This is a genomic window from Nocardia brasiliensis, assembly GCF_011801125.1.
GTDB lineage: Bacteria > Actinomycetota > Actinomycetes > Mycobacteriales > Mycobacteriaceae > Nocardia > Nocardia brasiliensis_C.
In genome coordinates this window covers 4,589,168-4,611,947 of the sequence record NZ_CP046171.1, presented here as the reverse complement: position 1 = coordinate 4,611,947, position 22,780 = coordinate 4,589,168, and the positions used below count along the sequence as shown (strand labels likewise).

Here is a 22,780-nt window from a genome sequence, read left to right as displayed (position 1 = left end):
GTCCATTTTCTGGACTGATCGGTAAAGAAAAGAGTAGATCTGTGACTCCGACCGTCCCCACCGACGCCGAACTCGCCGCCTCGCTGCCCGGTGCGTTCACCAGTGCGCACGCCGAGGTCAACGGCACCCGCCTGCACTACGTCACCGGCGGCCGCGGTGCGCCGTTGCTCCTGCTCGGTGGCTGGCCGCAGACCTGGTGGCAGTTCCGGAAAGTGCTGCCGGAATTGGCACTTCACTTCGAGGTCACCGCGGTGGACCTGCGCGGCATGGGCGGCTCGGCCAAACCGGAGACCGGCTATGACAAGAAGACCATGGCGCGCGACATTCACGAGCTGATCGCTCACCTCGGGCATCGGTCCGCGTTCGTCGCAGGCCATGACATCGGAGCTGCCGTCGGCTACCACCTGGCCGCGAACTTCCCCGCGTCGGTGCGCCGACTGGTCACCGCGGATCTGGGGGTGCCCGACGAGTCCTGGCAAGCCATTCCGATGCTGCCGGAGCGCGACGAGCAGGTCGCGGCGCTGGTCGGTGGCCGTGGCGCCTATCCGTGGTGGTTCGCGTTCAATCAGCTGCACGGTTTGCCCGAACAGCTACTGGCACAACGTTTCCGGCTCGTGATCGACTGGCTCTACGGGCACATGCTGCTCGATCAGGCCGCGGTCGAGGAACAGGCGCGGCGCGTCTACGCCAACGCCTACGACTCCCCGGAGGCGATCAGGGCGGGCAACGGCTGGTATCGCACGATGCGCCAGGACATCGCCGACCTCGCCACCTACGCGCCGGTGACCGTGCCCATCCTGACCTTGGCGGGCGAGGAATCCTATCCCGCACTGCGCCAACAGATGTCACCGGCGAAGGGGACTGACATCAGGGTGGTCGAGGTGCGCGGCAGCGGGCACTACATCCCCGAGGAGCAGCCCGAGCGGATGGTGCGTGAGCTGATCGCCTTCTTCGCACCGTAGGCGGCCTAGCCCGGTTCAGGGCGACGCGGGGGAGTCGCCGTAGAGGCGCTGGGCGACATCGGGTAGCCGCATGACCATGGCGATGGCGAAGTCGGCCACCAGGTCGATCAACCCGTCGCGGTCGACATCGAGGCCGCCGTCGAGCCACACCAGGACGAGTTCGGCGGCGCCACCGGTGATCAGCTGCGAGGTGGCCGCGACGGCCGTGTCCTGCCCTGCGGGCAGTGCGAGCACCAGCCTGGTCTGTTCGATGATGACCTCGGCGACCCGGCGCATGCCCGCGAACCGCGAGCGCATGAGCGCCTCGCTGCTGTAGGCCTGCGCGAAGATGATCTGAGCGCGGCGGGGGTCGTCGGTGACCTCGATGATCAGCGCGGCCACGCCCGCGCGGATCTTGTCGGCGGGCGAGCCTGGCGTGTCGGTGATCGCGTCGCGTGCCCGGCCGAGCGCGGCCTCCTGGACCTCGAGCAGCAGTTCGGCGGCGAGCACGTCGAGGTCGGGAAACGCCTCGTAGAAGAAGCGGGGCCCGACCTTGGCCTGCTCGCAGACCCCGCGCACAGTCAGCGCCGACACGCCCTGCGTGCCGACGATGTCGAGGGCCGCATCGATCAGCCGCCTGCGCCTATCTTCCCGGCGCTCGGCGGTGGAGGTGCCGCGGTAGGTGCCGCTGAATGCTCGGGTCACCTGGGGAGCCTCGCACAGGGGAAGTCGGGAAACAAGTGTTTACGGAAACGGACGTTTCCGGTATGGTCGGATCATCGCAGCGTCGCGAAGGGACCGCCGCAATGAGTCTTCTTGTGCCCCAGAGAATTACCGATGTGCCGGGGGATGTCCGGCACCTGCGTGCGCGGCTCGCCAAACACGCGCAGACGCTCGGTGCCCGCGTCGCCGATCACTACCCCTCCGCCGCGCAACCGCTGGCGCTACCGCCCGCGGGCAGTGGCCTGCGGCCGGTCCTCGGCGACTTCGGCGCGCCGGGCGTCGGCTACACGCTGCACGCGCTCAGTGATCCGATTGGGCTGGCACGCAACCGTTTCGATCGCTACGGCCCGGTGAGCTGGATGGGTCTGCTCGGTCGCAGGACGGTCGGCGTGTTCAGTCCCGCGGCGGTAGAAGTGGTGCTGCTCGACCGGAACAAGGTGTTCTCTGCCCAGCGTGGCTGGGAGTTCGTGATCGGCCCGTTCTTCCGCGGCGGGTTGTTGCTGCGAGATTTCGACGAGCATCTGTTCCATCGCCGGATCATGCAGCAGGCCTTCACCAGGCCGCGGCTGGTCGGCTATCTGGATCTGACGACACCGCGGATCACCAGGGGCATCGCGGCGTGGCAGCCCGGTGCGCACTTCGCGCTCTACGACGAGATCAAGAAGATTCTGCTCGCGCAGGCCACCGAGGTCTTCGCCGGCGCCGAGCTCGGGCCCGAAAGCGCCGTGCTCAGCCGGGCTTTCGAGGACGCGGTGCACGGCGCGACCGCGCTGCTGCGGACCAACGTGCCCGGCGGCGTGTGGGCGCGCGGGATCCGGGGCAGGCGCGTCCTGGCCGACTACTTCCGGCGCGAACTGCCCGCCAAGCGCGCGGGTGCGGGCAAGGATCTGTTCAGCGTGCTCAGCACCGCGGAAACCGAAGAGGGGCACGCCTTCTCCGACCGCGAGGTGATCGAGCACATGATCTTCGTGATGATGGCCGCGCACGACACGAGCACGATCGCCGCGACCATGCTGGCCTATGAGCTGGCCCGGCATCCGCAGTGGCAGGACCGGCTGCGGGCCGAGTCCATGGCGCTCGGCAAACCCACGCTCGACTACGCCGACCTCGACCGCCTGCCGAGCCTCGATCTCGCCTTCAAGGAGTCTCTGCGTCTGTATGCGCCGGTGGCCCAGCAGGTGCGGGAAACAACCGAGGACACCGACATTCTCGGCCACTACCTGCCGCGCGGCACGCTCGTGGTGGTCGGCGCGTATCCGATGATGCGCACCGACGCCTATTGGCATGATCCCGATATTTTCGATCCCGAGCGGTTCGCCGACGATCGGCGCGAGGACAAATCGCACCGCCTGGCCTGGGCGCCGTTCGGCGGCGGCGCGCACAAGTGCATCGGTCTCTACTTCGGCGGCATGACCGTGAAAGCCGTGCTGCACCAGATGCTGTTGCGTTACCGGTGGTCGCTGCGGCCCGGCTACACGGTGCCGCTCGTCGCAGGCACCGGGCCGATGCCCGCCGACGGCCTGCCCATCCGACTGGAGCGGCTGTCGTGAAGATCGTCGCCGACCGCTCCCGCTGTGCCGGTCACGGCATGTGTGAAGCCGTGGCCCCCAACCTGTTCCGAGTCGGTGCCGACGGCGTCGTCGAATCGCTCGGCGCCGAGCCGGATGAGCCGGACGCCGACCTCGTCCACCTCGTTGTGGACAGCTGCCCGGTGGAAGCACTGCGCATCACCTCTTGACCCTGCGCATTCGCGGGGAGATCAAGAGTTTGGAACCGCCGCGTCGAGGCATTACCTGTCCGATACGACAGGCTCGGCAAGGAGGTTCAAGTGTCGTCTGGAGTGTTGATCACAGTGATCGTTCTGGTCGTCCTCGCCGCGGTGGTCATCGCCTTGCTGGTGTGGCCGATGGTGCGCAGGCAACGGCTACGCAACCGATTCGGGCCGGAATACGACCGGACGGTTCAGGAGCACGACGACCGCCGCGCCGCGGAACGTGAACTGGCCGAACGGGAACGCAGGCACGCCGAGCTCGAGTTGCGCAGCCTGACCGAGGAGCAGAAGCGGCTGTACACGGCGCGCTGGGTCGAGGTGCAGGAGCAGTTCATCGACGATCCGGCGGCGGCCCTGGTGGCCGCGGATCGGCTGCTGACCACGGTGATGGCCGAACGCGGTTATCCCACCGAGAATTTCGCTCAGCAGGTGGCCGACCTGTCGGTGGAGCACGCGGAGCCGCTGGAACACTACCGGGCCGCGCACGAGATCGCCACGCGGCCGAGCGGAACCGCGGTGTCCACCGAAGACCTGCGCACCGCGATCGTGCACTACCGGAATCTGTTCCAGGACTTGCTGAACAGCACTTCTAACGACGAGAAGTCCGCTCCGGCCGATCCGGTGGGTCGAGACACCGCCGAACGGCACGCACCGCACGAGACGAACAACGACCAGCGGACCTCGCACGAAAAGAAGGCACTGTCATGAGCACCGAATACGACCGAACCGTGCAGTCCGGGCGGCCTGCCACCACAGAGCCGTCCGAGCGTGAGAGCAATTGGGCGACAGCCGAATCCGCGTCATACGCGGACGAGCACGAGCACGAGCAAGCGGCCGCGCACCGGGACCGTGCCGAAGCCGTGCCGGGCCCGCGGCATGCCGATTCGCTCGGCGAAACCGGCTCCGGCGCAAGAACGCCCGCCGCGGAGCAGCATCCAGAGCCGCTCACCGCAGCCGATGTCGACCCGCACGCCGCGGCGAGCGCCGCCGATCCCGCGGCGGACTCGCGCCCCGACGCGGAACACCCCACCGCGCCGACCGTCGAGACCGAGGCTACGCAGGCGCCGGCGACGCGGGACGGATCGACGGTGAATACGGCGGAGCGGCAGCGTAGTTCACTCGATGGCGTCGACGCGGTACTGTTCGACGACCCCGACCTTGATCGACTGCGTACCCAGTGGCGTGAGGTGCAGGGCGCCTTCGTCGACAACCCACGCGAGGCGGTGAGCCAGGCGGATCGGATCGTCGGCTCGGTCATCTACCAGCTGACCACCGCGTACGCCGAACGCAAACGTGTGCTGGAAGAGCACAGTTCGGGCTTGCGGGACGCTGACACCGAGGAGCTGCGTCAGGCGCTGCGCGGTTATCGCGGCTTCTTCCGGCGGTTGCTGAGCATCGAGTCCTAGACCTGGTCGACGGGAAGCGACGTCCATGAAGGTGCCAGGACTGCCGACCGACCGGATCGACCGGCTCGCCGAATGGGTCGCCCACCAGGTGAAGGCGCGCGTGCCGGCGCCCGATCCGGCCGATCGGGATCCCGAGTTCATCATCGACACCGTAGGTCCCGCATGGCTGTTCGCGCGGACGTACTTCCGGGCCGAGGTCCGTGGTCTCGAGCTGATCCCGGACAAGGGGCCGATTCTGTTGGTCGGCAACCACTCCGGGGGCAATGTGTCGCCGGAGGTGCTCGTCACCACCCTGGCGTTCGTTCGCCGATTCGGCCCGCAGCGCCCGTTCTTTCAACTCGCCCACGACCTGGTGATGGCGTATCCGGTGCTCGGCGCGCTGCTGCGGCGCTTCGGCACGGTCAGCGCGGACCCGGACAGCGCGCGCCGGGCGCTGCGCGACGGTGCGGCGGTGCTCGTCTATCCCGGCGGCGACTGGGAGGTGCATCGACCGACCTGGGAGGAAGACCGGATCGATTTCGCGGCCGGACCGGCTTCCTCCGATTGGCCTGGGACGCAGGCGTTCCCATCATCCCCTTCGTCAATGGCGGGGCGCAGCAGACCGCGCTGATGCTCAGCCGGGGGGACCGGCTGGCGCGGTTGCTGCGGCTGGATCGGGTGCTGCGACTGAAGGTCTTTCCGATCTCGTTGGCGCTGCCGTGGGGACTCAACATCGGCGACCTGGCCGGGCATATCCCACTGCCGAGCAAGGTCACGATCCAGTTCCTCCCGCCGATCGATCCGCGCGCCGAGTTCGGTCCCGAGCTCGATGTCGAGGCCGCCTACGACCTCGTCACCGGCCGGATGCAGGAGGCGCTGACGCGGCTGTGCGCAGAGCGCAGGCTGCCGATCATCGGTTAGGCGGTGCCCGGCACCGTCTGCGCGAGGAACAGGTAGCTCTTCTCCTCGACTCGGCGTGCGATGCGCCAGTGCCCGTCGACCCGGGCGAAGGTGTCGAGGTACCACAGTCCGCAGAGCATGAGGCTGGGTGGACCGTCCCCGTCGGCGACCAGCATGGGGTTGTGGCACATGGTGCGGCCGGTGGCCGTGTCACCGTCGACGGTGATCGAGGAATTGCTGATCAGGTGTTGGAACGCCGGGAAATTGGGCAGCATGGCGGCGAGGAACTGCTTGGTCGCCGCCACGTCGCCCGCGGGTCCGCCCATCGCGGTGTAGTCGATGTGCGCGTCGGCGGTGAAGATGTCGTTGAGCAGGTCCCACTGTCCGGTGTCGACCGCGTGCGAATATCGGACCATCAGGTCCTGGATCTCCATGCGGTCGGAAATCTCTTGCAGGGACAGCATACTCGCCTCCGAGGTGCGTCGAACGGTTCGGCGCAATGCCATCAGGGTTGCGCGCGCAAGACAAGTCCCGGTCGCGCGCGGGTGTGGTGTCAGGCATTGTGCGGCAGGCGAGGACCCGACCTGCGGGCGGGCGCGGTCGAGGTCAGATCGGGCGTTCGTCGCGCAGGCGGGCGGCGGCGGTGAGGATGGCGGCGGACTGGATGGCGACCAGGTGCTCGATCGGCACGGCCCGCCCGGGGGCGTTGGCCTCGATGTCGGCACACCACTTGTCGAAGATCGGCGCGAAGCGCATGCGTTCGGCGACCACATCCGGCGATCTATTGTCCGGATGCGCCCCCGAATCGAGCAGGCGCAGCAGCATGCCGCCCGCCCGCAACCGGGTGACTCCCGCCCACACGTACTTCTCGACGAAGATCTCGCCGAGGGTGGCATGGCGGGTAGCGGCGGCCGATCGTTTGACGGCGGCGTTCCCGCGCAGGGCGCGTACCGTGTCGGTCAGGGCGCGCTGGAAAGGGCTGCTGCCGTCCAAGTGCGTCGTGAGGCGTTCGAGCACCCCGCCCACCAGGTCGGCGATCTCCTCGTACTCGGCCGCGGTGGCGCGCAGGACGTCGGTGCGTCGATACCGGCTCGGCGTCGCGTCGGCGACCCGCGCGTCCACCCACAGCGGCAGCTCGCACACCAGGATGGCGGTCCCGTACGGCGCGGCATAGTCACGGATGCCGCCGCCGTACATCATCCCCAGCGGCTCGACGCCGTCACCGGCCAGCGTCTCGGCGATGCGCTGGAACGGCGGCAGCTCGAACACGCCGGGCTGCCAGGTCGCCGCGCCGGGCAGGTCGGGTTCGCCGGTGTGGATCGGCACCCCGGCGGCGACGAGTTGGCTCGTCAGTGCCGACCAGTACTCGGGATCGCCGCCGGTCGTATAGAAGAACCCGCCGCCGAAATCGGCGTTGTGCAGTGACGCGATCAGCGCGGGGCGGGTGCGATCGATCAGATCCATCAGCGCCCGCGTCTCGGGCAGCGGCGCGCCCACCGCCGTTCCCTGCCACCTGGTCGGGAAGCACCACTCCGGCTGTTCGGCCGCCGGTGGGCGGTAGAAGCGTTGTGCGACAGCGGTTCGCGTGCGCTCCCCGGCGAACCATGCCTCGTTGAGGCTGGTGCCGTCGGGGTCCAGGCAGAGCACGAAATGCCAAGTGGCGCCCACGCTTCGGTCATCCGCGTCGGCTAGCCTGCCCAGCAGGTGCCGGATCGTCGCCATGCCGATCGGCTCGTTCGGATGCGGGTTGCCGACCACAACCACCTGCCGGACTCCGGAACCGACCCGCACGCACCGGATCGGTCTGCCCCCGCGTGATCGGCCGAGCTCGGTGACGCGCACCCGATCGGGTGCCGTGCGGGCCAGCGCGTCGGCGAAGCCGTTCAAGTCGTCTACCGTCGGGAACGCGTCGATCGGTGCGACCGCGCCGACGAGTCTGCCTACTTCGTCGGCCGCCACTTCGTCTGTGTCCATAGTCAATAGTGAGATCGATGTCGGGCGTTCGGGTCGGTTCGGCCGCTGCGGCGCGTCCTGCGCCGCGCCCGGTGGTTACTGTGCTGTGCTCGGTGGCTACCGCGGCACGTCGAACGAGGGCGGCGCGTCGGCGTCCGTGGCGCCGAACCGCGGTTCGGGGCGCGGGCCCATGATGAAGTCGAGGCGCCCGCCGGAGAGCGCGAACGACTCCGGCAGCCACGCGCGCGTGGTGTCCGCGCCGTCGACCCGCAAGGACTGGATGTAGCGGTTGGTGTCGGAGGTCTCGGGCGCGGTGATGGTGAACTCCGCGCCGGTCGAGCGGCGCACCACGGCGGATTCGAACACGGGCCCGTGCACGAAAAGCTCTGCCCGGCCTGGGATCACCGGATACAGACCGAGCGCGGCCCAGACGTACCAGGCCGACATCGTGCCGAGGTCGTCGTTGCCTGCCAGCCCGTCGGCGTCCGGACCGAAGAGCTCGGTGCGGGTTCGGTGCACCACATCCTGGGTGCGGTGCGCGCGCCCGGCCCACGCGTAGAGCCACGGCGTCTGCAGCGACGGTTCGTTGCCCAGATAGGCGTGGCGCGCGTGGGGTCCAGCGTTGAGCTGCTGGAAGAATTCGTCGAGCCGGGCGGCGGCGCGGTCCTGGCCGCCCATCATCGTGAAGAGCGCACGCACATTGTGGAAGACCATCCAATGATATTGTGCGCCATTGCCTTCCACGTAGCCCTCGGTGGCCGTCGGATCGAAGAGCAGCCCGAAGAAGCCTTCCGCCGAGCGTGGCTGCAGCCAGCCGGTGAGCGGATTGAACAGATGCTGCCAGCCGTGGGCGCGCCGCAGGAAGACGTCGTGCTGCTCGAAATGGCCGAGTCGCGCGGCGAATTGGGCGATGCCGAAGTCGGCGATGTTGTACTCGAGGGTGTCCGAAACCTGGCCAGGTACCCAGCCGAGCCGCAGATACTGCTGGTTGCCGGGACGCTCGGTGTAGCCGGACAATTCGCCGATGCGCTCGGCGCCTGCGATCATCGAGGCCAAGGCGTCCTCGGCGGCGAACTCGCGGGCCCCGAAAGCGTAGGCGCTGGCGATGATCGAGTGGTACGGGTCGCCGTTCATGACGCCGGTGACGGTGTTCTGATGCGACCAGCGATCCCAGACGTCGCCGAGCACATGGGCGTTGTCGTACATGGATTGCGCGATGTCGGAGGCGACATCGGGCGCGAGCCAGGCGAGCAGTTGCGCCTCGCTGCGATAGATGTCCCACCCGGAGAAGGTGGCGTAGTGGTGATGCCCCGGTCGCACCCGATGGACGCGACCGTCGAAGCCGGTGTAGTCGCCGTCGACATCCTCGAAGATGTACGGCTGCAAGAACACGTGATAGAGCGCGGAATAGAAGGTGCGCAACCGATTCGGATCACCGCCGGTCACCACGATCTGGTCCAGCCTGCGCTGCCATTCCGCGTGCGCACGCGCGCGCACGGTGTCGAAATCCTGTCCGCCGATCTCGGCGGCGAGGTTGCGACTGGCGCCGTCGACACTGACATAGGAGAGGGCGGCGCGCATCTGCACCGGCTCGCCGGAATCGAATTGCAGGAACAGTCCGATGCCCTGGCCGTTGCTGGCGATCTCGCCGGAGCGGGCACGGCGGGTCTGCGCGTGACCCGTCACGGTGCGCGCCCCAGGGGAGACGACGTCGTCGCGCCAGGTGCCCGACGCGGTGATCGGGCGGTCGAACTCGGCCTGGAAGTGCACGCGGTAGCGGCTTTTCGCGCCGCAGAACCCGCCGGTGAGCGCCCAGCCGGACACGGTGTTGCCGTCGAGGCTGATCTCGGCGTCCTCGACACCGTTGACCGAACCGGTGACGTCGAGCAGCACGGTGCCCGGTTCGCCGGTGGGAAAGGTGAATCGGGCGATGCCCGCACGGGTGGTGGTGGTCAGCTCGGTGCGCACCCCGGAATCGGTGGTGACGCGGTAGTAGCCGGGCGCGGCCCGCTCGTTCGCGTGGTCGAAGGTCTGCAGATAGCCCGCGCCGTCGACGGCCGGTGACCGGCCGATCGTCCCGCTGATCGGCAACACCGGAAAGTCTTGCGCTCCAGTGCATCCCGGTCCGGATATGTGGGTCATCGAGAATCCGTAGAGCCGGTTGTCCTCGTACTTGTAGCCGCCGCCCGCGGTGCGCACGGTATCCGGGCTCCACTGCATCATGCCGAACGGCGCGACCGCGCCGGGGAAGGTCATGCCCGCGCCGCCGCCGTGCCCGAAATCGCGTCCGCCGTCCTGGGTGCCGACGAAGGGATTGACGTAGCCGCTGGAATCGGCCGCCGTTTCCGCGTGCGCGCTCGCGGGCACGAGGGGAAGCAGCAGCGGGACGACGAGGCAGATCAGACGGCGACGCGACATGCATGCTCCCTCGACGAGCCTTGGCGACAACGTTGCCCACTGCGTGCTCATCCTGGCACCACGCCCGCCACCGCGATCACCGACACGCCGCTGATCAGCGCATTCATCGCGACAGACCCGCCGGGTCGCGGCGGGTCCGGTCGCGGCGGGCTACCTGTCGGCGATGAACTTGCCGCCGACCGCGTAGCTGTCGGCCGGGTACTCCTCGATCCAGACGTGCACCGACTCCGCGGGCGAGTTGTAGGCGTCGACGAAGGCCTCGGTGATCCGGCGGACCAACTCGCGCTTGGCCTCGTCGCTCTTGGGCAGCTGCTGGACGACGACAGTCGGCATGGTGTGAGTCCTTTCCTCGGTGCCTGCTCGCGGTATCGAGCGGGCCTACCGATCACTCTGCTGCCTGGCGCGTTGGCCGGCCAACAGGCAGTTCGCGCACGCTGCGATCACCGATCGTGATCGTCGAATTCGCAGGCGGCGCGCAGGATCTCCACCGCGGGCGGTGCGTCGGCGGCGCGCACAACGAGCGCCGTCTCCAACGAAAGCCCCGGTGCGGCAATGGAACTGAACACCACCCTGGTGCTGCGCAGCTGGCGCGCGTGCGCCGCGTACACCACCGTCCAGCTGGTGTCGGAGCCGATCATCGTCAAGGTGTCCGAGAGCGCGGCGCTGAGCGGTCCTGGCACCGGCTCGAATCCGGCGTCGTGACAGGCGCCGACGACGAGGTCGACCAGCGGGGGATTGATCCGTCGCTCGGTGATCCGCAGCGGGTAGGGCGCGAGGTCGGCCAGCGCGATCTCCGGGGCGGCGGCGAGCGGGTGTCGCGCCGAGATCGCCACCAGCAGTGGGTCGTCCCAGACCGGGATGCGGCGCAGGCCGGGATGTTCGAGCGGGCCGCGGACGAACGCGGCGTCGAGGCTGCCGTCGAGCACCTGCTCGACCCTGGCACGGGTGGGCGCGGCCACCGGCTCGACGCGGATCTGCGGCACCAACCGCTCCACTACGCGGTCGAGGTGGTCGCCGAGCCCGGTGCCGGTGCCCAGTCGCAGCGTCGTCCCGGCGACGAACCCGGTAATCGAGGCTTTCGCGCGGGCGGCTGCCGCCAGCGCCTCGCGTGCGCCGGGCAGGAATTGGGCGCCCGCCTCGGTCAGCGCTACCCGGCGCGGCGACCGATCGAACAGCTCGACGCCCAGCTCCCGTTCCAACTGCCGTACCTGCTGGCTCACCGCCGACTGCACGATGTGCAGCCGCTGTGCCGCCCGCCCGAAATGCAGCTCCTCCGCGACCGTCACGAAGTACCGAAGTTGACGCAGTTCCACCCCCAGACCCTACGACCCCGCCTAGGTTGCGGTGCCGCTCAGCTCGATCAGGAGCGGACACCGGCGAGGGCGCAGGGCATGGGGGCGGGATATGGGCCGATCGTCGGCGAGGGCGGCCCGTTCCACGGAGAGCCAGTCGCGGATGAGTTCGCTCATGTGACACCGTGGCTGCGGGCCTCGGCCTCGATGGATTGGTCCATGTCGAGCGGGATGCGCGGCGAGCCGACCACCACGGTGTCCGCGCCGGGTGCCAGCGGGCGCGGTACGTCGGTGACGGGCTGGTCGTCGCACACGAGGCCGTCCCATCAGCTCGCCGCGCAAGAGCCTGCGGACGAGATTCAGGGTCGGGTCGCGGTAATCAGGCGAACCAGCGAAGGCACCTGCTGTCCGTCCTCGGTGACAGCGTCGATCTCCCGGCCCATCGCGGCCACGTACTCCAACAGGGGTTGGCTCTCGGTCTGCCAGCCGCGCGTGCTGAACCACCGCGCTGCGTCGGGGCGCTGCTCGTTGTAGATCAGGTGCACCCAGTCGGCGCCGCTGTTCGGTTGTCCCTCGGGTTGCTGATCGAGCGCGGCGCGGGTCGCTTCGGGAACGACGTCCAGTTCCTCGATGGCGACTCGGCTGCCGGGCGCGCTGAGTGTCGCGATGTGCCCGAAGAGCTGATCCACCGCGGCGGCGGGCAGATACGGCAGCAGTCCCTCGACCAGCCACGCGGTCGGCGCGGTCGCGTCGAAACCTTTCGCGCGCAATGCTCGCGGCCAATCCTCGCGCAGGTCGACCGGCACCTCGCGCCGCTGCGCGCGCGGCTGAGCACCGTGCTCGGCCAGCGTCTGACGCTTGAACTCCAGCACCCTGGGCTGGTCCAGTTCGTAGACGACGGTGCCCTCGGGCCACGGCAGCCGGTAAGCGCGGGCATCGAGTCCGGCGGCCAGGATGACGACCTGCCGCACGCCCGCCGCGACCGCCGCGGTGAAGTAGTCGTCGAAATACCTGGTCCTGGCTTCCAGGAAGGTCAGGAAGACCGAGCCGAAACCGGGCCCGGTCAGCGGGTGCTCCGGCGCGCGCCCGTCGAGCAGGTCCGCCCAGTCAGGTCCGGCGGCACGCACGAAGAGTTCGGCGTACGGGTCGACGGCCAATGGATCGGGCCGACGTCCGGCGAGTGCGCGGGCCGCGGCGACGAACAAGGCGGTGGACCCGACGCTGGTGGTGATGTCCCAGGTATCTCCCTCGGTACGCACGAACGCCAAAGTACCTCCCGAATGGAAATATCGCACCACTCGGTTCGGTTCCCGCGCCGGTCCGCCGAGCATCGGTCGGCGGCGCGGAAGTCCGCCTGCGTTCGGTGCGCGGGCGCTGGTAGAACTGGTCGCGTGATTTACACCGAGATCCCGCTGACCGAGGACATCAGGGCCGCCGTCGCGGCCGAATGGGGACACAAAGGTGACGGGGAGCGGCTTTTCGGTGGTGAGGAGTCCGCGGCCTACCGGGTGGGCGAGGTGGTGGTGCGAATCGGCCCGCGGGATCGGGATCCGGCTCAGGTGCGGTGGTGTAACGACATCGCGTCGGCCGCGGCGCGCGAGGTCCCGGAGGTCGTGGCGCCGCTGGCGCGGATCGATGGTTCGACGGTGCTGGTGGTGGCGGGTCGTCCGATCACGGTGTGGCCCTTCGTCGAAGGTGAGTGGGCCAGCGGTGTGGACCCGGTGCAGCGGGACGAGGCGGCCGTGCTGCTGGCCCGCGTGCACCGCGCGTTGGCCGAGCATCGTCCGCCGGCCCGGCCGACGCGTTCGTTCCTGGAGATCGGGTTGGACGGCGCGTCGTCGGCGGAGTTGCCGGACCCCGACCTGGACCACTGGCTCGCCGAGTTCTCCCGTGCCGCGCGTCCGCAGCCGCTGCACGGCGACTACTACGAGGGCAACCTGCTCGCGCGCGCCGGGCACGTCATCGCCGTATTGGACTGGGACGAGGCGCTGGTCGCCTCGCCCGAGGTCGAACTTGCCTCCGCCGCAATGGAATTCGGAGACGAGTACGGTACTGATTTGAGCGCTGTCCGTGCTTTTGCCGACGTCTATCACGCGGCGGGTGGCACCGCCGTCGCGTTGGACGATCTCGCCCTGGCGCAGTTGATGCGGCACCGGTTGCGCAGGGAGGCGGTCTATTTCGACATCGCTGTCGCCCGCGGCGTGCGCCACGACGAGGACGACCTGGAATACCACCGCGAGCGGATGGCCGCCTTCCATCGGCTCCGCCCGTAGTGCCTCAGCGCGGCCGGTGGGCGGAAGGGAGCACGTCCGGCCGGGTCTGCCACGGGTGTGGCCCGTCGAGCGGGCGGTATTCCACGCCGAGGGCGTCGAGGCGGGGGAGATGGTGGTCGCGCAGCCGCGAAAGGAACTCGACATAGTCACGTTCCGGTGTGCTCCAAGCGATCTCGGCGATCGCGCAGAGTCGCGGGAAGGCCGCGTAGTCGACCCGCCGCACGGTGTCGAGGTGTTCGCTCCAGATCTGGGCCTGCAGGCCGATGACGCCGGGCCCGGTATGGGCGGGCTCGTAGCCGTACATGTCCTCGAGGGTGCGCAGGTAGCCGACCGGGATCGGCTCGTCGGGATGGTCGGACTGCCGGTGATCGAGGTAGACCCGATCTTCCGGGCACAGCACCACCTCGTGGCCCGCTTGCACGGCGCGCTCGGCCGCCGCCTCGTCCCGCCAGGCCCCGATCACCATCGGCGGTAGGCCGCCCGCGTCGAGCACCTCGTCCCAGCCGAGCGCTCGGCGCCCCTTGGTCGCCAGATAGGCGGCCAGCTCGGCGACGAAACGGCCGTGCGCCGGGGTCGCGCCGGGCACCTCGTCGCCGCCGACGCCGATCACCGGCGCGGGGAAGATGGTCAGCACGTGGTCGAAGACGCGCCGGAAGAACGCCATGGTCGCCGGCGTCGGATCGAGCAGCGGGGTGCTGACGCCCCACGAAGTCCATACCTCCCACTGCTTTTCGGGGTCCGGCCCGAGTTCGGGATAGGCGGCCAGTACGGCTCGGGCGTGACCGGGCACGTCGATCTCCGGCACTACGATGATCGCGCGCTCCGCGGCGTAGGCGACGATCTCCCGCAGGTCGTCGTCGGTGTAGTAGCCGCCGTGCGGACGCCCGTCCCGCTGCGGCCCGTCGTGCCTGCCGACCATCGATCCGCGCCGCCACGAGGCGATCTCGGCCAACCTCGGATAGCCCGGCACCGCGAAGCGCCAGCCCTGGTCGTCGGTCAGGTGCAGATGCAGCACGTTGAGCTTGTGCGCCGCGAGCAGATCGAGAAAGCGCAGCACCTCGGCCTTGGTCCGGAAGTGGCGTGCCACGTCGAGCAGGCAACCGCGCCAGCCGAATCGGGGATGGTCCTCGAGCACGCCGCACGGCACCGACAGTTCCCGGCCGCCGATCGGGGCGGCACGGAAGGCTTCGGGACCGACGAGCTGGCGCAGCGTCTGCTGTCCGTACACCTGGCCTGCCTGATCGGCGGCCGTGAGCGTGACGCCCTCGGGCGTGATCTTGAGCCGGTAGCCCTCGGCGGGAAGGTCTGTGTCGGTGCGGATGTCGACCGTGGCGGGCCACGCGCAGGCACCAGGCAGCGAGGTCGCCGAGACGGGCCTCGGCAGCAGCGTGTCGAAATCGGGCATGTCAGCCTTTCACCGCCCCGCCCAGTCCCGAAACCAGCTTGCGCTGCACCAGGATGAACAGGATCAGGGCCGGAATCGTCATCAACGTGGACGCGGCCATGACCGCGCCCCAATCGGTGTCCTCCGGCTTGAAGAAGACCAGGATCGCCTGCGGCAGTGTCTGATTCTCGGTCTTGGAGATGATGAACGTCTTCGCGAACAGGAAGTCGTTCCAGGCGTGGATGAACGAGAGCACGCTCACCGAGACCAGCCCCGGCGCCACCAGCGGCAGCAGGATCTGCCAGGCGAACCGAAGCCTGCTCGCCCCATCGAGTTTGGCGGCCTCCTCCAGCTCGTCCGGTATCGCGGCGACAAAGCCGCGCAGCAGCCAGATCGCCAGCGGCAGACTGAACACCAGGTCCACCAGCATGATCGAGCCGAGTTCGTTGAGCCCGAGCGCGGGCACGGTGCCGCCGATCTCGCGCATCAGGAAGAACAGCGGGATGGTCAGCGCCTCGACCGGAACCATCTGCGCGACCAGGATCATCACCAGCAACACGGTGCGCCCGCGGAAGCGGAATCGAGTCAGCGCCACCGCGGAAAGGAACGACAGCAGCAGCGAGAACAGCACCACCACAACGGCGATCAGCAAACTGTTCAGGAAGTAGCGGCCGAATCCGTTCATCGACAGCACCCGGCTGAAGCTGTCCAGGCTCGGCGCGAGGGTCCACGGTTTCGGATCGGCCGATTGGATCTCGCCCGGCGGTTTGATCGCCGAGAGCACCATCCAGTACAGCGGGAAGGCCACCAGTCCGGCGATCACCACCGTGACGATCTCGGCGATCAGGCGGCCCGGTTTGCGTGGGGTACGGCGCACCGCCGTCGTCACACCCACTTGGTGCTCCTGCGCTGGGACCGGACGTAGAGGCCGGTGATCGACAACAGCAACAGCGTCATCAGGACTCCGATCGCGGAGCCGAGCCCGTATTCCTGCCCGGCGAAAGCTTTTTGGTAGGCGTAGACGTTGAGCACCAGGTTCCGCCCGGCGACGCCGCCGCCATTGGTCATCACATAGATCTGGGTGAACACCTTGAAGTCCCAGATGATCGATTGCACGGTCGCGATCAGCAGTAGCGGTCGCAGCATCGGCAGGATCACCGAGCGGGCCGAGCGCCATGCGGAGGCGCCGTCGAGCGCGGCGGCCTCGAGCACCTCCTCGGGGATGGCCTTGATGCCCGCGTACATCGTCACCATGACGAACGGGAACGAGCACCAGATCACCTCGGCGGCAACCACACCGAACGCGCTGAGGGTGCCGAAGGTCCACGAGTGTCCCGCCATCGAGCGGAGGCCGAGCCCCGAGAGTGCCTCGTTCACCACGCCGAAGTCGGTGTCGAACAGGAAGAGCCAGACGTAGGAGCCCGCCATCGCCGGTGTCGCCCACGCGCCGAGCGCCGCGAGGAACAGCAGCATCCGGGGCAGTGGCCGGACCCGGGTGGCGAGCACCGCCAGCCCCGTGCCGACCACCAGCCCGCCGATCACGCAGACCCCGCCGAAGACGAAGGTGTTGGCGAGCACCAGCCAGAACTGACTGTCGGAGAGCAGTTCTCGATAGTTGTCGAACCCGATGAACTCCAGCGCTTCGGCGCCGGTCGCCTGCGCCTGCCCGTAGTCGTAGAACGAGATGAGCACGATCTGATAGATCGGATACACCAGCACCGCGGCGAGCAACAGACCGGCCGGGGCGAGGTAGAGCCAGGCGGCGATCGTGTCCCTGCGCAGCCTGCGTGGTCGCGGCACGGTCCGCGGCGCGGGTTCGGTGATCGGTAGTTCGCGAATAGCCATGGGTGCCTACCTGAATGCCTTGTTCATCACGGCGGCGGCCGCGTTGAGTGCCGCCTCCGGCGTCTTGGTTCCGGTGGCGATCTGCTGTATCGCGGTCGGCAGCACGTTCTGGCTGTCGATCTTGGACCACGCCGGGGTGCTCGGCACGAATTTCGTTCCGGCGCCGAGTGACTCGACGAACGGGGCGAGGAACGGGTCGTTCGCCGCGAGTTGCCGCTGCACGCCTGCCAGGGTCGGCAGGTTGCCCATCGCGCGGTACATCTTCTCCTGGTATCTGGCCCCGCCGAGCAGTTCGACGAAGTCGCGGGCCAGGCCACGGTGCATGCTGGCGCGGAAGACGCCGAGCAGGTTGCCGCCGGCGAACGCCGGTGCGACCGAACCGGTTCGGGCACCGGGAAGCGGAACCACCGCGTACTTGTCCTTGGACGCGCCCTGATCCATCGCCTTGCGGCTGAAGTCACCGCCGACGGTCATCGCGGCCTTGCCGCCGGCGAACGCCTGCACGCTCTGGGTGCCGGTGAAGTCGACGCACTGGGCGGGCGGGCAGATGTCGTCCTGGATCAGCTCGGCGTAGCGGGTGATGCCCTCCTTCGCCCGGTCGGTGTTGATCGTCGAATTCCACATCGTGCCATCGTGTTCGGCGATCTCGCCGCCGTAGGCCCACAGGAACGGCAGCATCGCGTAGGTGTACTTGCCGCCCACCGAAATGCCGTACAGCTCGGGCTTCGCCGCGCGGATGCGCCGGGCCGTCTCAGCGAGTTCGGCCAGCGTGCTCGGCGGGCGCAGGCCGAGTTCGGCGAAGATGTCGGTGCGGTAGTACAGCGCGCGAATACCCGTGTACCACGGCAGGCCGTAGATCTTCCCGCCCGATTTCGCGGTGTCCAGCACCGAGGGAACCAGGTCCTTGCCCTCCGGCCAGGCCGCGATATCGGTGGTGAGATCGGCGAACGCGCCGCTGACGGCGTAGCTCGCGAGATCGGTGTTGCCGAACTCGGCGACATCGGGCGCGCTGGACGGATCGTTGAACGCGCCTGCGAACTTCTCCGCGCGGGCCGCGACCGGAACCCACTGCACGTCGACGCGCACGTCGGGACGGGTAGCGGTGAATTCCGCGATCGCCTCGTTGATCACGGCTTCTTTCGGGGCGCGGGTGGCCTCGTCGAAGAGCCATACCCGCACGGTTCCGGTCTGCTCGTCGCCGCCGATCCCGGCCGGATCGGACTGTACTGGTGCGCATCCCGCGAGCAGCAGCAGGGCGGCCGCGCCGATGAATGCTCGTTTTACTTGCCCGCCAACGGGTTTGGGCCGGAACCTACGGTGCGCCATCGACTTCCCTCGCAGAGCCACTTGCTTGCGTTGCAATATACGCAACATATATTGCGTTGTGTGCCACAATGTTTAGCATCAACGTGGGGGCACATTCAAGGGTTTGGTGTGATCCGGGTCGCAGGGTCCGAAGTGGGTGTGAAAGCGGGGCAACGGCGGTGGGGGGTGCGTACGTGGTGTTGTACCGCCGTCGTGGATTCGCGCGATTCTCGGTGCGTCGATTGTTGTGGTGAGTTTCTCGGGTGGGGTCGCCGCTATTGCGTGGCGAGTCGGCGGTATCGCGACGGTAACGGTGCGGTGGTCGCGCCTCGCGAATGCGCCCGATGCGCGCCCGATGGCAATTCTCGAAACGGCGCGGGGCCGGGCATTTGCCGATAAATCGCTGCGCCCGCCATCATGGTAACAGTTCGGTAACGGCACGATCTGTGGCTGCCTGGCCAGGTCTAATGTTCCACCCTAGCTCTTGCTAAAGTGCCAGTGCCGTGAGTCTCCGGCCGCTCGAACATCGCTCGGAATTATGTTGTCACCGACTCTGACCGGGAAAGTGAAGCGAGATGGCTCAGGAATTGCTCGTCGCCGCCGGTGCCGCGACCATTGCCGTATCGATATTCGTCGTCGGCGATATGTTGCGCCCGAACTCATGGCGGCATGTCAGTGACGAATCCGCGAGCACGCTCGCGCTCGACCTGGCAAAGACGTTCTTCACCGCGGTCGTCGCGTTCGTCTTCGTGACGTGCTGGCAGCAGAACCAGAACGCGTATGCCCACACCATCACCGAGTCGAAGGGGCTCGTCGATACCTATTGGGCATCGAGGGCTATGCCGGAGCCCGAGCAGGCGCTGGTGGAGACGCGGCTGCGCGCCTACACCGATCAGGTCATCGCCGAGGAGTGGCCCATGCTCGAGCACGAGAACCGGCTCAGCCCGGCCACCGGCGCGACGCTCAACGCGCTGCGCGCCGACGTGGTGTCGATGCGCTCGACCGATCCGGCGGTGTCCGAGGCCAGGTCGCGCGCGCTCGCCGGCATCGATCGGGTCACCCAGGCCAGGCATGACCGAGCCATCGACGCGGAGCGCGGGATACCCGAATTCCTCTACATCACCTTGCTTCTCGGTGCGGGCATGGTGATGCTGAACCCGGTGCTGTCCGGCATGCAGGTCACCCGGCGCAGCATCGCGATGACGGCGCTGCTCGGTCTGGTGATCGGCGGGGTCATGCTCGCCATCCACGATCTGGAGCGCCCGTTCTCCGGCGCGATCAGGATTCCGCAGGACGCGTTCACCTATGTCCAGTCGCACTACGAGGGCGCCGTTCGCGGGCCCGAACAGCCGTGAGCGGTGGTGCGGCGGGCCGGGGTCGCCGCGCTCCGCGAAGGCGATGCGGTACAAAGGCTTTCGTCGTGCTGGGGGTGCTCCTGCCCGCCGCGCTGCTGTGCGGTGGGCCCGCCGTAGCCGACGATCTGCCGCCGGTGCTCGGCGACGTGAACACGGGCAGTGCGGCCGGTGCCGCCGCCGCGCCGGTCGCGCCGCCGCGGGAAACCGCGGACCTGCCGTCGCAGGAGGTCGGGACCGGCAGCGCGGACCCCGTCCTGGCCGATTCCGGAAGTGCCGCAACCGGAATCGAGCTCGCACTGGAGCCGCCACCGCTGCCCTCGGTCGGCCGCCCGCTCCAGCTCGAAACCGTCGCGGAGGTGGACACCGAAGCGGGCATCGAGGTCAGCGCCGACCCGGCGGAGGCCGCGACCCCGGTGCTGCTCGGTTTGGAGGCGGGTAGCGCCGCGCCGTGCGCGGGCAGTTCGACGGTGAGCAGCGGCGCGACCGTGCTCGGGCTGGCGACGGGGTCGGCGTTGATCGGGCCGGGCATGATCGGGCCCGGTTCGAGCGGGTCCGCGATCGGCAGCGCCGTCGTAGGTTCCAGCGCGACCGGACTCGGCAGCGCTGCCCTCGGTTCCAGCGGATCGGCGCTCGGCGGCAGCGTGGTCGGTGCGCTGCTCAGCGGTAGTGCGGCGACGAGCTGTCTGCTCGCTATCCCGGCCGGTTCACCGCCCATCCCGGCCTTTCCGCCGCTGCTCATCCCGCTGGCCCTGACGCCGAGCGTGGCGGGCGCGCCCGCACCCGTACCGGTGGCCGCGGAGGTGGCCGCGCCGCTCGCGGCGCCGGCGGTTCCGGTCGCGGGGCTCCCGTTCATACCGGCCGAGATCATTCCCGACCCGTTCAGCTGGGACACCCTCGAGCTGGTCACCTTCCTCGTGGTGATCGTCTTCGTGTCCGCCGCGCCGTCGGCGGTGGCCGCCGCGCGCAAGCGCGCACCCTGAACCTACGGTGACGTAACGTAGCGGCGCCCGGTGTCGATAGACGGCTTGTGCGCCCGTACCTGCGACCCGTTCTCGGTGGGTTCGCGGCCTGTCTGCTCATCTACGTCGCATTGTTCGTCGTGCACTGGGACAACCGGCAGATGGAACCGCTGCCCCCGGTCTCGACACCGCTCACCGCGGTCGTCGGGCAGCTGCCGGTGAGTACCGCCCCGACTTCCACCCCGGCCCGCCACTAGCCACCGTCTCCTCCGCACGGCAATCACGGACACTGATCGCCGGATCACGCGGCAGCGCCCGGCGGGCGTTCTCGATCACGGCGACCAGCATCGGTGCCGAGCGTGCGGCGGCCGGGCTTGCGGGTCCTGAGCATGCGACAAGCGCTTGGCGTGCGACCATCTCGGCCGCCACCGTCGTCGTGCTGAGCGTGCGGACGACGCGATCTCCATCGGTTCGCGGTGAGCAGCGGTCGGCTGCGGGTGGGGGACGGTACCCGGTCCGCGTACGCCCGCATTCTCGTGTTTCGGGGGCGGCGGTGGCCGGCGAGGGTGTTCACTGAGACGGGTCTGCTCCCCGCCGGAACGAGAGGGGTCGAGATGGTCGAGAGCCGAACCGCCGTCGACGGCACGGACCGGCGCGCTCAGCTGCTGGAGCGGCTGGCCGACGCGATCGCCGAGGGCGGCATCGAGGGCGTCAGCATCCGCGATCTCGCCGCCCGCGCGGAGGTCTCGGTCGGCACCGTGCAGTATCACTTCGCGACGAAGACCGAGCTGCTGCTCTCCGCGTGGCACCACGTGCGCGCCCAGGCGGCCGAGCGTTTCCGGCAGTCCGGCGCGCCCGAACTGGCCCCGGCGGAGCAACTGTTCGAACTGACCGAACTGCTGCTCAGCCCGGCGCCCGACGACCGGCTCACCAGGGTGTGGCTGGCCCTGGTCGCCCGCGCCACGCACGACCCCGAGATCGCCGCCCTGCATCGCGCGCAGTGGCGCGACACCGAGGAACTGCTCGCCGGTGTGCTCGCCCGCGTCGACCCCGCCCGCACCGCCGAATCCGCCGATGCCGCAGCCGAACTCCTCGCCCTCCTCGACGGCCTGACCATCGCCACGGTCACCGAGCCCGCCCGCATGCCAGCGGGGCGGGCCCGCCGCATAGCTCGTAGCTGGATCCATTCCTGGACCGCGACACCCTGACGCCGTGCACCCGCCACGGCCCTTGTGGCGGCGAGTGCGGGTGGGAAGGATGTCTTCGCATGGGCGACGGGGACTGTGTTTACAACGATTACGAGGGTTTCGCGGCGGCCTACGCCCAAGACAACGAGGCGAACGCGTTCAACGCGGGGTACGAGCGCCCAGCGATCCTGGCGCTGGCGGGGGAGGTGCGTGGGCTTCGGGTGCTCGATGCCGGATGTGGCGGCGGGGCACACGCCGCGGCCCTGACCGAGCGGGGCGCCGAGGTCACCGGGATCGATGCCAGTGCCGCGCTGCTCGAGGTCGCGCGGCGGCGGCTTGGACCGGATGTGCCGCTGGCTCAGGCCGATCTGAGCCGGCCGCTCCCGTTCCCGGACGACTCGTTCGACCTGGTCCTGTCCGCGCTGGTGCTGCACTATCTGCGGGATTGGGCGCCAACGCTGGAGGAATTCCGCCGGGTGCTCGTCCCGCACGGGCGGGTGGTGCTGTCGACGCATCATCCGTTCATGGACATGCGGATCAGCGGCAGCGACGACTATTTCGGCACCTATACCTACACCGACGACTGGCTCCGTGACGGCCGGACCATGCGGATGCGGTTCTGGCATCGTCCGCTGCGCGCCATGCTGGCGGCCTTCCGTGCGGCGGGCTTCACGGTCACCGAGATCGCCGAACCCGAACCGCAAGAGTATGTGGCGGCCACCGAACCGGAGTGCTATCGGCAGCTCACCAGGCAGCCGCAGTTCCTCTTCTTCGTCTTGACCGCGCCCGCCGATCAGGCCTGAATACCTGACCGAACGCCCGCCGCGGGATCCTGAAACTCAGCGCGATTCTAAAGCGTGACAACGCTTCTGCCGTGCCGGATGCTGGTGACAGGTCAAGAGTGCCAGCGTCAAGTCCCCGGCTAGCTGGCCGGCAACCCTCCATCCGCGGCGGGGTGCCCCGGGTCAAGACCAGGCCGAGCCGCTCATCGCGGCCCGGGCAAGCGCGGGCTCCGTGGCGAACTGGGGCCCTCTCGAGAGAAACGGGGGTCGAACCATGTCTGTCGGCAGCACTCTTCTCTCTTGCCTG

At 68.8% G+C, this 22,780-nt stretch carries 25 protein-coding genes and 1 riboswitch; of the genes, 13 read left to right on the top strand and 12 right to left on the bottom strand.

What is annotated here, in order from left to right:
• The first annotated feature begins 41 nt into the window (after positions 1-41).
• Positions 42-962 (top strand): alpha/beta fold hydrolase, encoded by a 921-nt coding sequence (locus tag F5X71_RS20745; RefSeq protein ID WP_167463543.1) that lies wholly within the window; start codon positions 42-44, stop codon positions 960-962.
• A gap of 15 nt (positions 963-977) precedes the next feature.
• Here the strand turns inward: F5X71_RS20745 and F5X71_RS20740 are convergent, their stop codons facing one another.
• Positions 978-1,646 (bottom strand): TetR/AcrR family transcriptional regulator, encoded by a 669-nt coding sequence (locus F5X71_RS20740; protein ID WP_167463542.1) that lies wholly within the window; start codon positions 1,644-1,646, stop codon positions 978-980.
• Positions 1,647-1,747: 101 nt separating this feature from the next.
• On the opposite strand from F5X71_RS20740, the gene F5X71_RS20735 reads away from it, so the two are divergent.
• The 6 genes from F5X71_RS20735 to F5X71_RS37065 all read left to right on the top strand — a co-directional run bounded on the left by F5X71_RS20735 (position 1,748) and on the right by F5X71_RS37065 (position 5,741).
• On the top strand, positions 1,748-3,214 hold the full coding sequence (locus F5X71_RS20735) for a cytochrome P450 (protein ID WP_167463541.1): 1,467 nt from the start codon (positions 1,748-1,750) through the stop codon (positions 3,212-3,214).
• Complete coding sequence (locus F5X71_RS20730) at positions 3,211-3,402, top strand: ferredoxin (protein ID WP_167463540.1); 192 nt, start codon at positions 3,211-3,213, stop codon at positions 3,400-3,402. Before F5X71_RS20735 ends, F5X71_RS20730 begins: the two co-directional genes overlap by 4 nt.
• Positions 3,403-3,492: 90 nt before the next feature.
• Entirely contained in the window at positions 3,493-4,143 is a 651-nt protein-coding gene (locus tag F5X71_RS20725) for a hypothetical protein (RefSeq protein ID WP_238815366.1), read from the top strand.
• Complete coding sequence (locus F5X71_RS20720; protein WP_167463539.1) at positions 4,140-4,841, top strand: hypothetical protein; 702 nt, start codon at positions 4,140-4,142, stop codon at positions 4,839-4,841. The genes F5X71_RS20725 and F5X71_RS20720 overlap by 4 nt, the downstream gene beginning before the upstream one ends.
• A gap of 25 nt (positions 4,842-4,866) precedes the next feature.
• Positions 4,867-5,451: a 1-acyl-sn-glycerol-3-phosphate acyltransferase gene (locus F5X71_RS20715; protein ID WP_238815365.1), complete on the top strand. Its 585-nt coding sequence runs from the start codon at positions 4,867-4,869 to the stop codon at positions 5,449-5,451.
• The gene (locus F5X71_RS37065) at positions 5,451-5,741 is read left to right on the top strand and encodes a hypothetical protein (protein ID WP_238815364.1); all 291 of its coding nucleotides are present in this window, start codon (positions 5,451-5,453) and stop codon (positions 5,739-5,741) included. Before F5X71_RS20715 ends, F5X71_RS37065 begins: the two co-directional genes overlap by 1 nt.
• Here the strand turns inward: F5X71_RS37065 and F5X71_RS20710 are convergent.
• From F5X71_RS20710 to F5X71_RS20680, 7 genes are all read right to left on the bottom strand, one after another.
• Positions 5,738-6,184: a nuclear transport factor 2 family protein gene (locus F5X71_RS20710; RefSeq protein WP_167463538.1), complete on the bottom strand. Its 447-nt coding sequence runs from the start codon at positions 6,182-6,184 to the stop codon at positions 5,738-5,740. The two genes, F5X71_RS37065 and F5X71_RS20710, sit on opposite strands and share 4 nt — an antisense overlap.
• 142 nt (positions 6,185-6,326) lie before the next feature.
• A complete protein-coding gene (locus F5X71_RS20705) occupies positions 6,327-7,694 on the bottom strand; it encodes a M14 family zinc carboxypeptidase (RefSeq protein ID WP_167463537.1) in 1,368 nt (455 codons plus the stop codon).
• A 96-nt stretch (positions 7,695-7,790) separates the two neighbouring features.
• Positions 7,791-10,091, bottom strand: a complete 2,301-nt coding sequence (locus F5X71_RS20700) for a GH92 family glycosyl hydrolase (protein WP_167463536.1) — start codon at positions 10,089-10,091, stop codon at positions 7,791-7,793.
• A 150-nt stretch (positions 10,092-10,241) separates the two neighbouring features.
• Positions 10,242-10,424 (bottom strand): 4-oxalocrotonate tautomerase DmpI, encoded by a 183-nt coding sequence (gene dmpI, locus F5X71_RS20695; RefSeq protein WP_167463535.1) that lies wholly within the window; start codon positions 10,422-10,424, stop codon positions 10,242-10,244.
• A 107-nt stretch (positions 10,425-10,531) separates the two neighbouring features.
• Positions 10,532-11,404: a LysR family transcriptional regulator gene (locus F5X71_RS20690; protein ID WP_167463534.1), complete on the bottom strand. Its 873-nt coding sequence runs from the start codon at positions 11,402-11,404 to the stop codon at positions 10,532-10,534.
• A gap of 152 nt (positions 11,405-11,556) precedes the next feature.
• Positions 11,557-11,697 (bottom strand): hypothetical protein, encoded by a 141-nt coding sequence (locus F5X71_RS20685; protein ID WP_167463533.1) that lies wholly within the window; start codon positions 11,695-11,697, stop codon positions 11,557-11,559.
• 45 nt (positions 11,698-11,742) lie between these two features.
• Positions 11,743-12,642, bottom strand: a complete 900-nt coding sequence (locus tag F5X71_RS20680; RefSeq protein WP_167463532.1) for a class I SAM-dependent methyltransferase — start codon at positions 12,640-12,642, stop codon at positions 11,743-11,745.
• Positions 12,643-12,774: 132 nt separating this feature from the next.
• Between F5X71_RS20680 and F5X71_RS20675 the strand changes: the two genes are divergently transcribed.
• Positions 12,775-13,656 carry a phosphotransferase enzyme family protein gene (locus F5X71_RS20675; RefSeq protein ID WP_167463531.1) on the top strand — a complete coding sequence of 294 codons (882 nt, stop codon included), beginning with the start codon at positions 12,775-12,777 and terminating at the stop codon, positions 13,654-13,656.
• Between the two features lie 4 nt (positions 13,657-13,660).
• Here F5X71_RS20675 and F5X71_RS20670 read toward each other — a convergent pair whose 3' ends face one another.
• From F5X71_RS20670 to F5X71_RS20655, 4 genes are read right to left on the bottom strand one after another with little or no spacing between them, the layout of a single operon-like run.
• Positions 13,661-15,061 carry a beta-N-acetylhexosaminidase gene (locus F5X71_RS20670; protein WP_167463530.1) on the bottom strand — a complete coding sequence of 467 codons (1,401 nt, stop codon included), beginning with the start codon at positions 15,059-15,061 and terminating at the stop codon, positions 13,661-13,663.
• A 1-nt stretch (position 15,062) separates the two neighbouring features.
• Positions 15,063-15,935, bottom strand: coding sequence for a carbohydrate ABC transporter permease (locus F5X71_RS20665; RefSeq protein WP_167463529.1), 873 nt, complete (start codon positions 15,933-15,935; stop codon positions 15,063-15,065).
• Positions 15,926-16,885 carry a carbohydrate ABC transporter permease gene (locus F5X71_RS20660; protein ID WP_167463528.1) on the bottom strand — a complete coding sequence of 320 codons (960 nt, stop codon included), beginning with the start codon at positions 16,883-16,885 and terminating at the stop codon, positions 15,926-15,928. The genes F5X71_RS20665 and F5X71_RS20660 overlap by 10 nt, the downstream gene beginning before the upstream one ends.
• A 6-nt stretch (positions 16,886-16,891) precedes the next feature.
• Positions 16,892-18,211 carry an extracellular solute-binding protein gene (locus F5X71_RS20655; RefSeq protein WP_174817106.1) on the bottom strand — a complete coding sequence of 440 codons (1,320 nt, stop codon included), beginning with the start codon at positions 18,209-18,211 and terminating at the stop codon, positions 16,892-16,894.
• A gap of 554 nt (positions 18,212-18,765) precedes the next feature.
• Between F5X71_RS20655 and F5X71_RS20650 the strand changes: the two genes are divergently transcribed.
• From F5X71_RS20650 to F5X71_RS20630, 5 genes are all read left to right on the top strand, one after another.
• Positions 18,766-19,545, top strand: a complete 780-nt coding sequence (locus tag F5X71_RS20650) for a DUF4239 domain-containing protein (RefSeq protein ID WP_167463527.1) — start codon at positions 18,766-18,768, stop codon at positions 19,543-19,545.
• A 65-nt stretch (positions 19,546-19,610) separates the two neighbouring features.
• A complete protein-coding gene (locus F5X71_RS20645) occupies positions 19,611-20,525 on the top strand; it encodes a hypothetical protein (RefSeq protein WP_167463526.1) in 915 nt (304 codons plus the stop codon).
• Between the two features lie 47 nt (positions 20,526-20,572).
• A complete protein-coding gene (locus F5X71_RS20640) occupies positions 20,573-20,761 on the top strand; it encodes a hypothetical protein (protein ID WP_167463525.1) in 189 nt (62 codons plus the stop codon).
• Positions 20,762-21,118: 357 nt separating this feature from the next.
• A complete protein-coding gene (locus F5X71_RS20635) occupies positions 21,119-21,712 on the top strand; it encodes a TetR/AcrR family transcriptional regulator (protein WP_167463524.1) in 594 nt (197 codons plus the stop codon).
• Positions 21,713-21,771: 59 nt separating this feature from the next.
• Positions 21,772-22,494, top strand: coding sequence for a class I SAM-dependent methyltransferase (locus F5X71_RS20630; RefSeq protein WP_167463523.1), 723 nt, complete (start codon positions 21,772-21,774; stop codon positions 22,492-22,494).
• A gap of 90 nt (positions 22,495-22,584) precedes the next feature.
• Positions 22,585-22,703, top strand: a riboswitch (SAM riboswitch).
• The last annotated feature ends 77 nt before the right edge of the window (positions 22,704-22,780 follow it).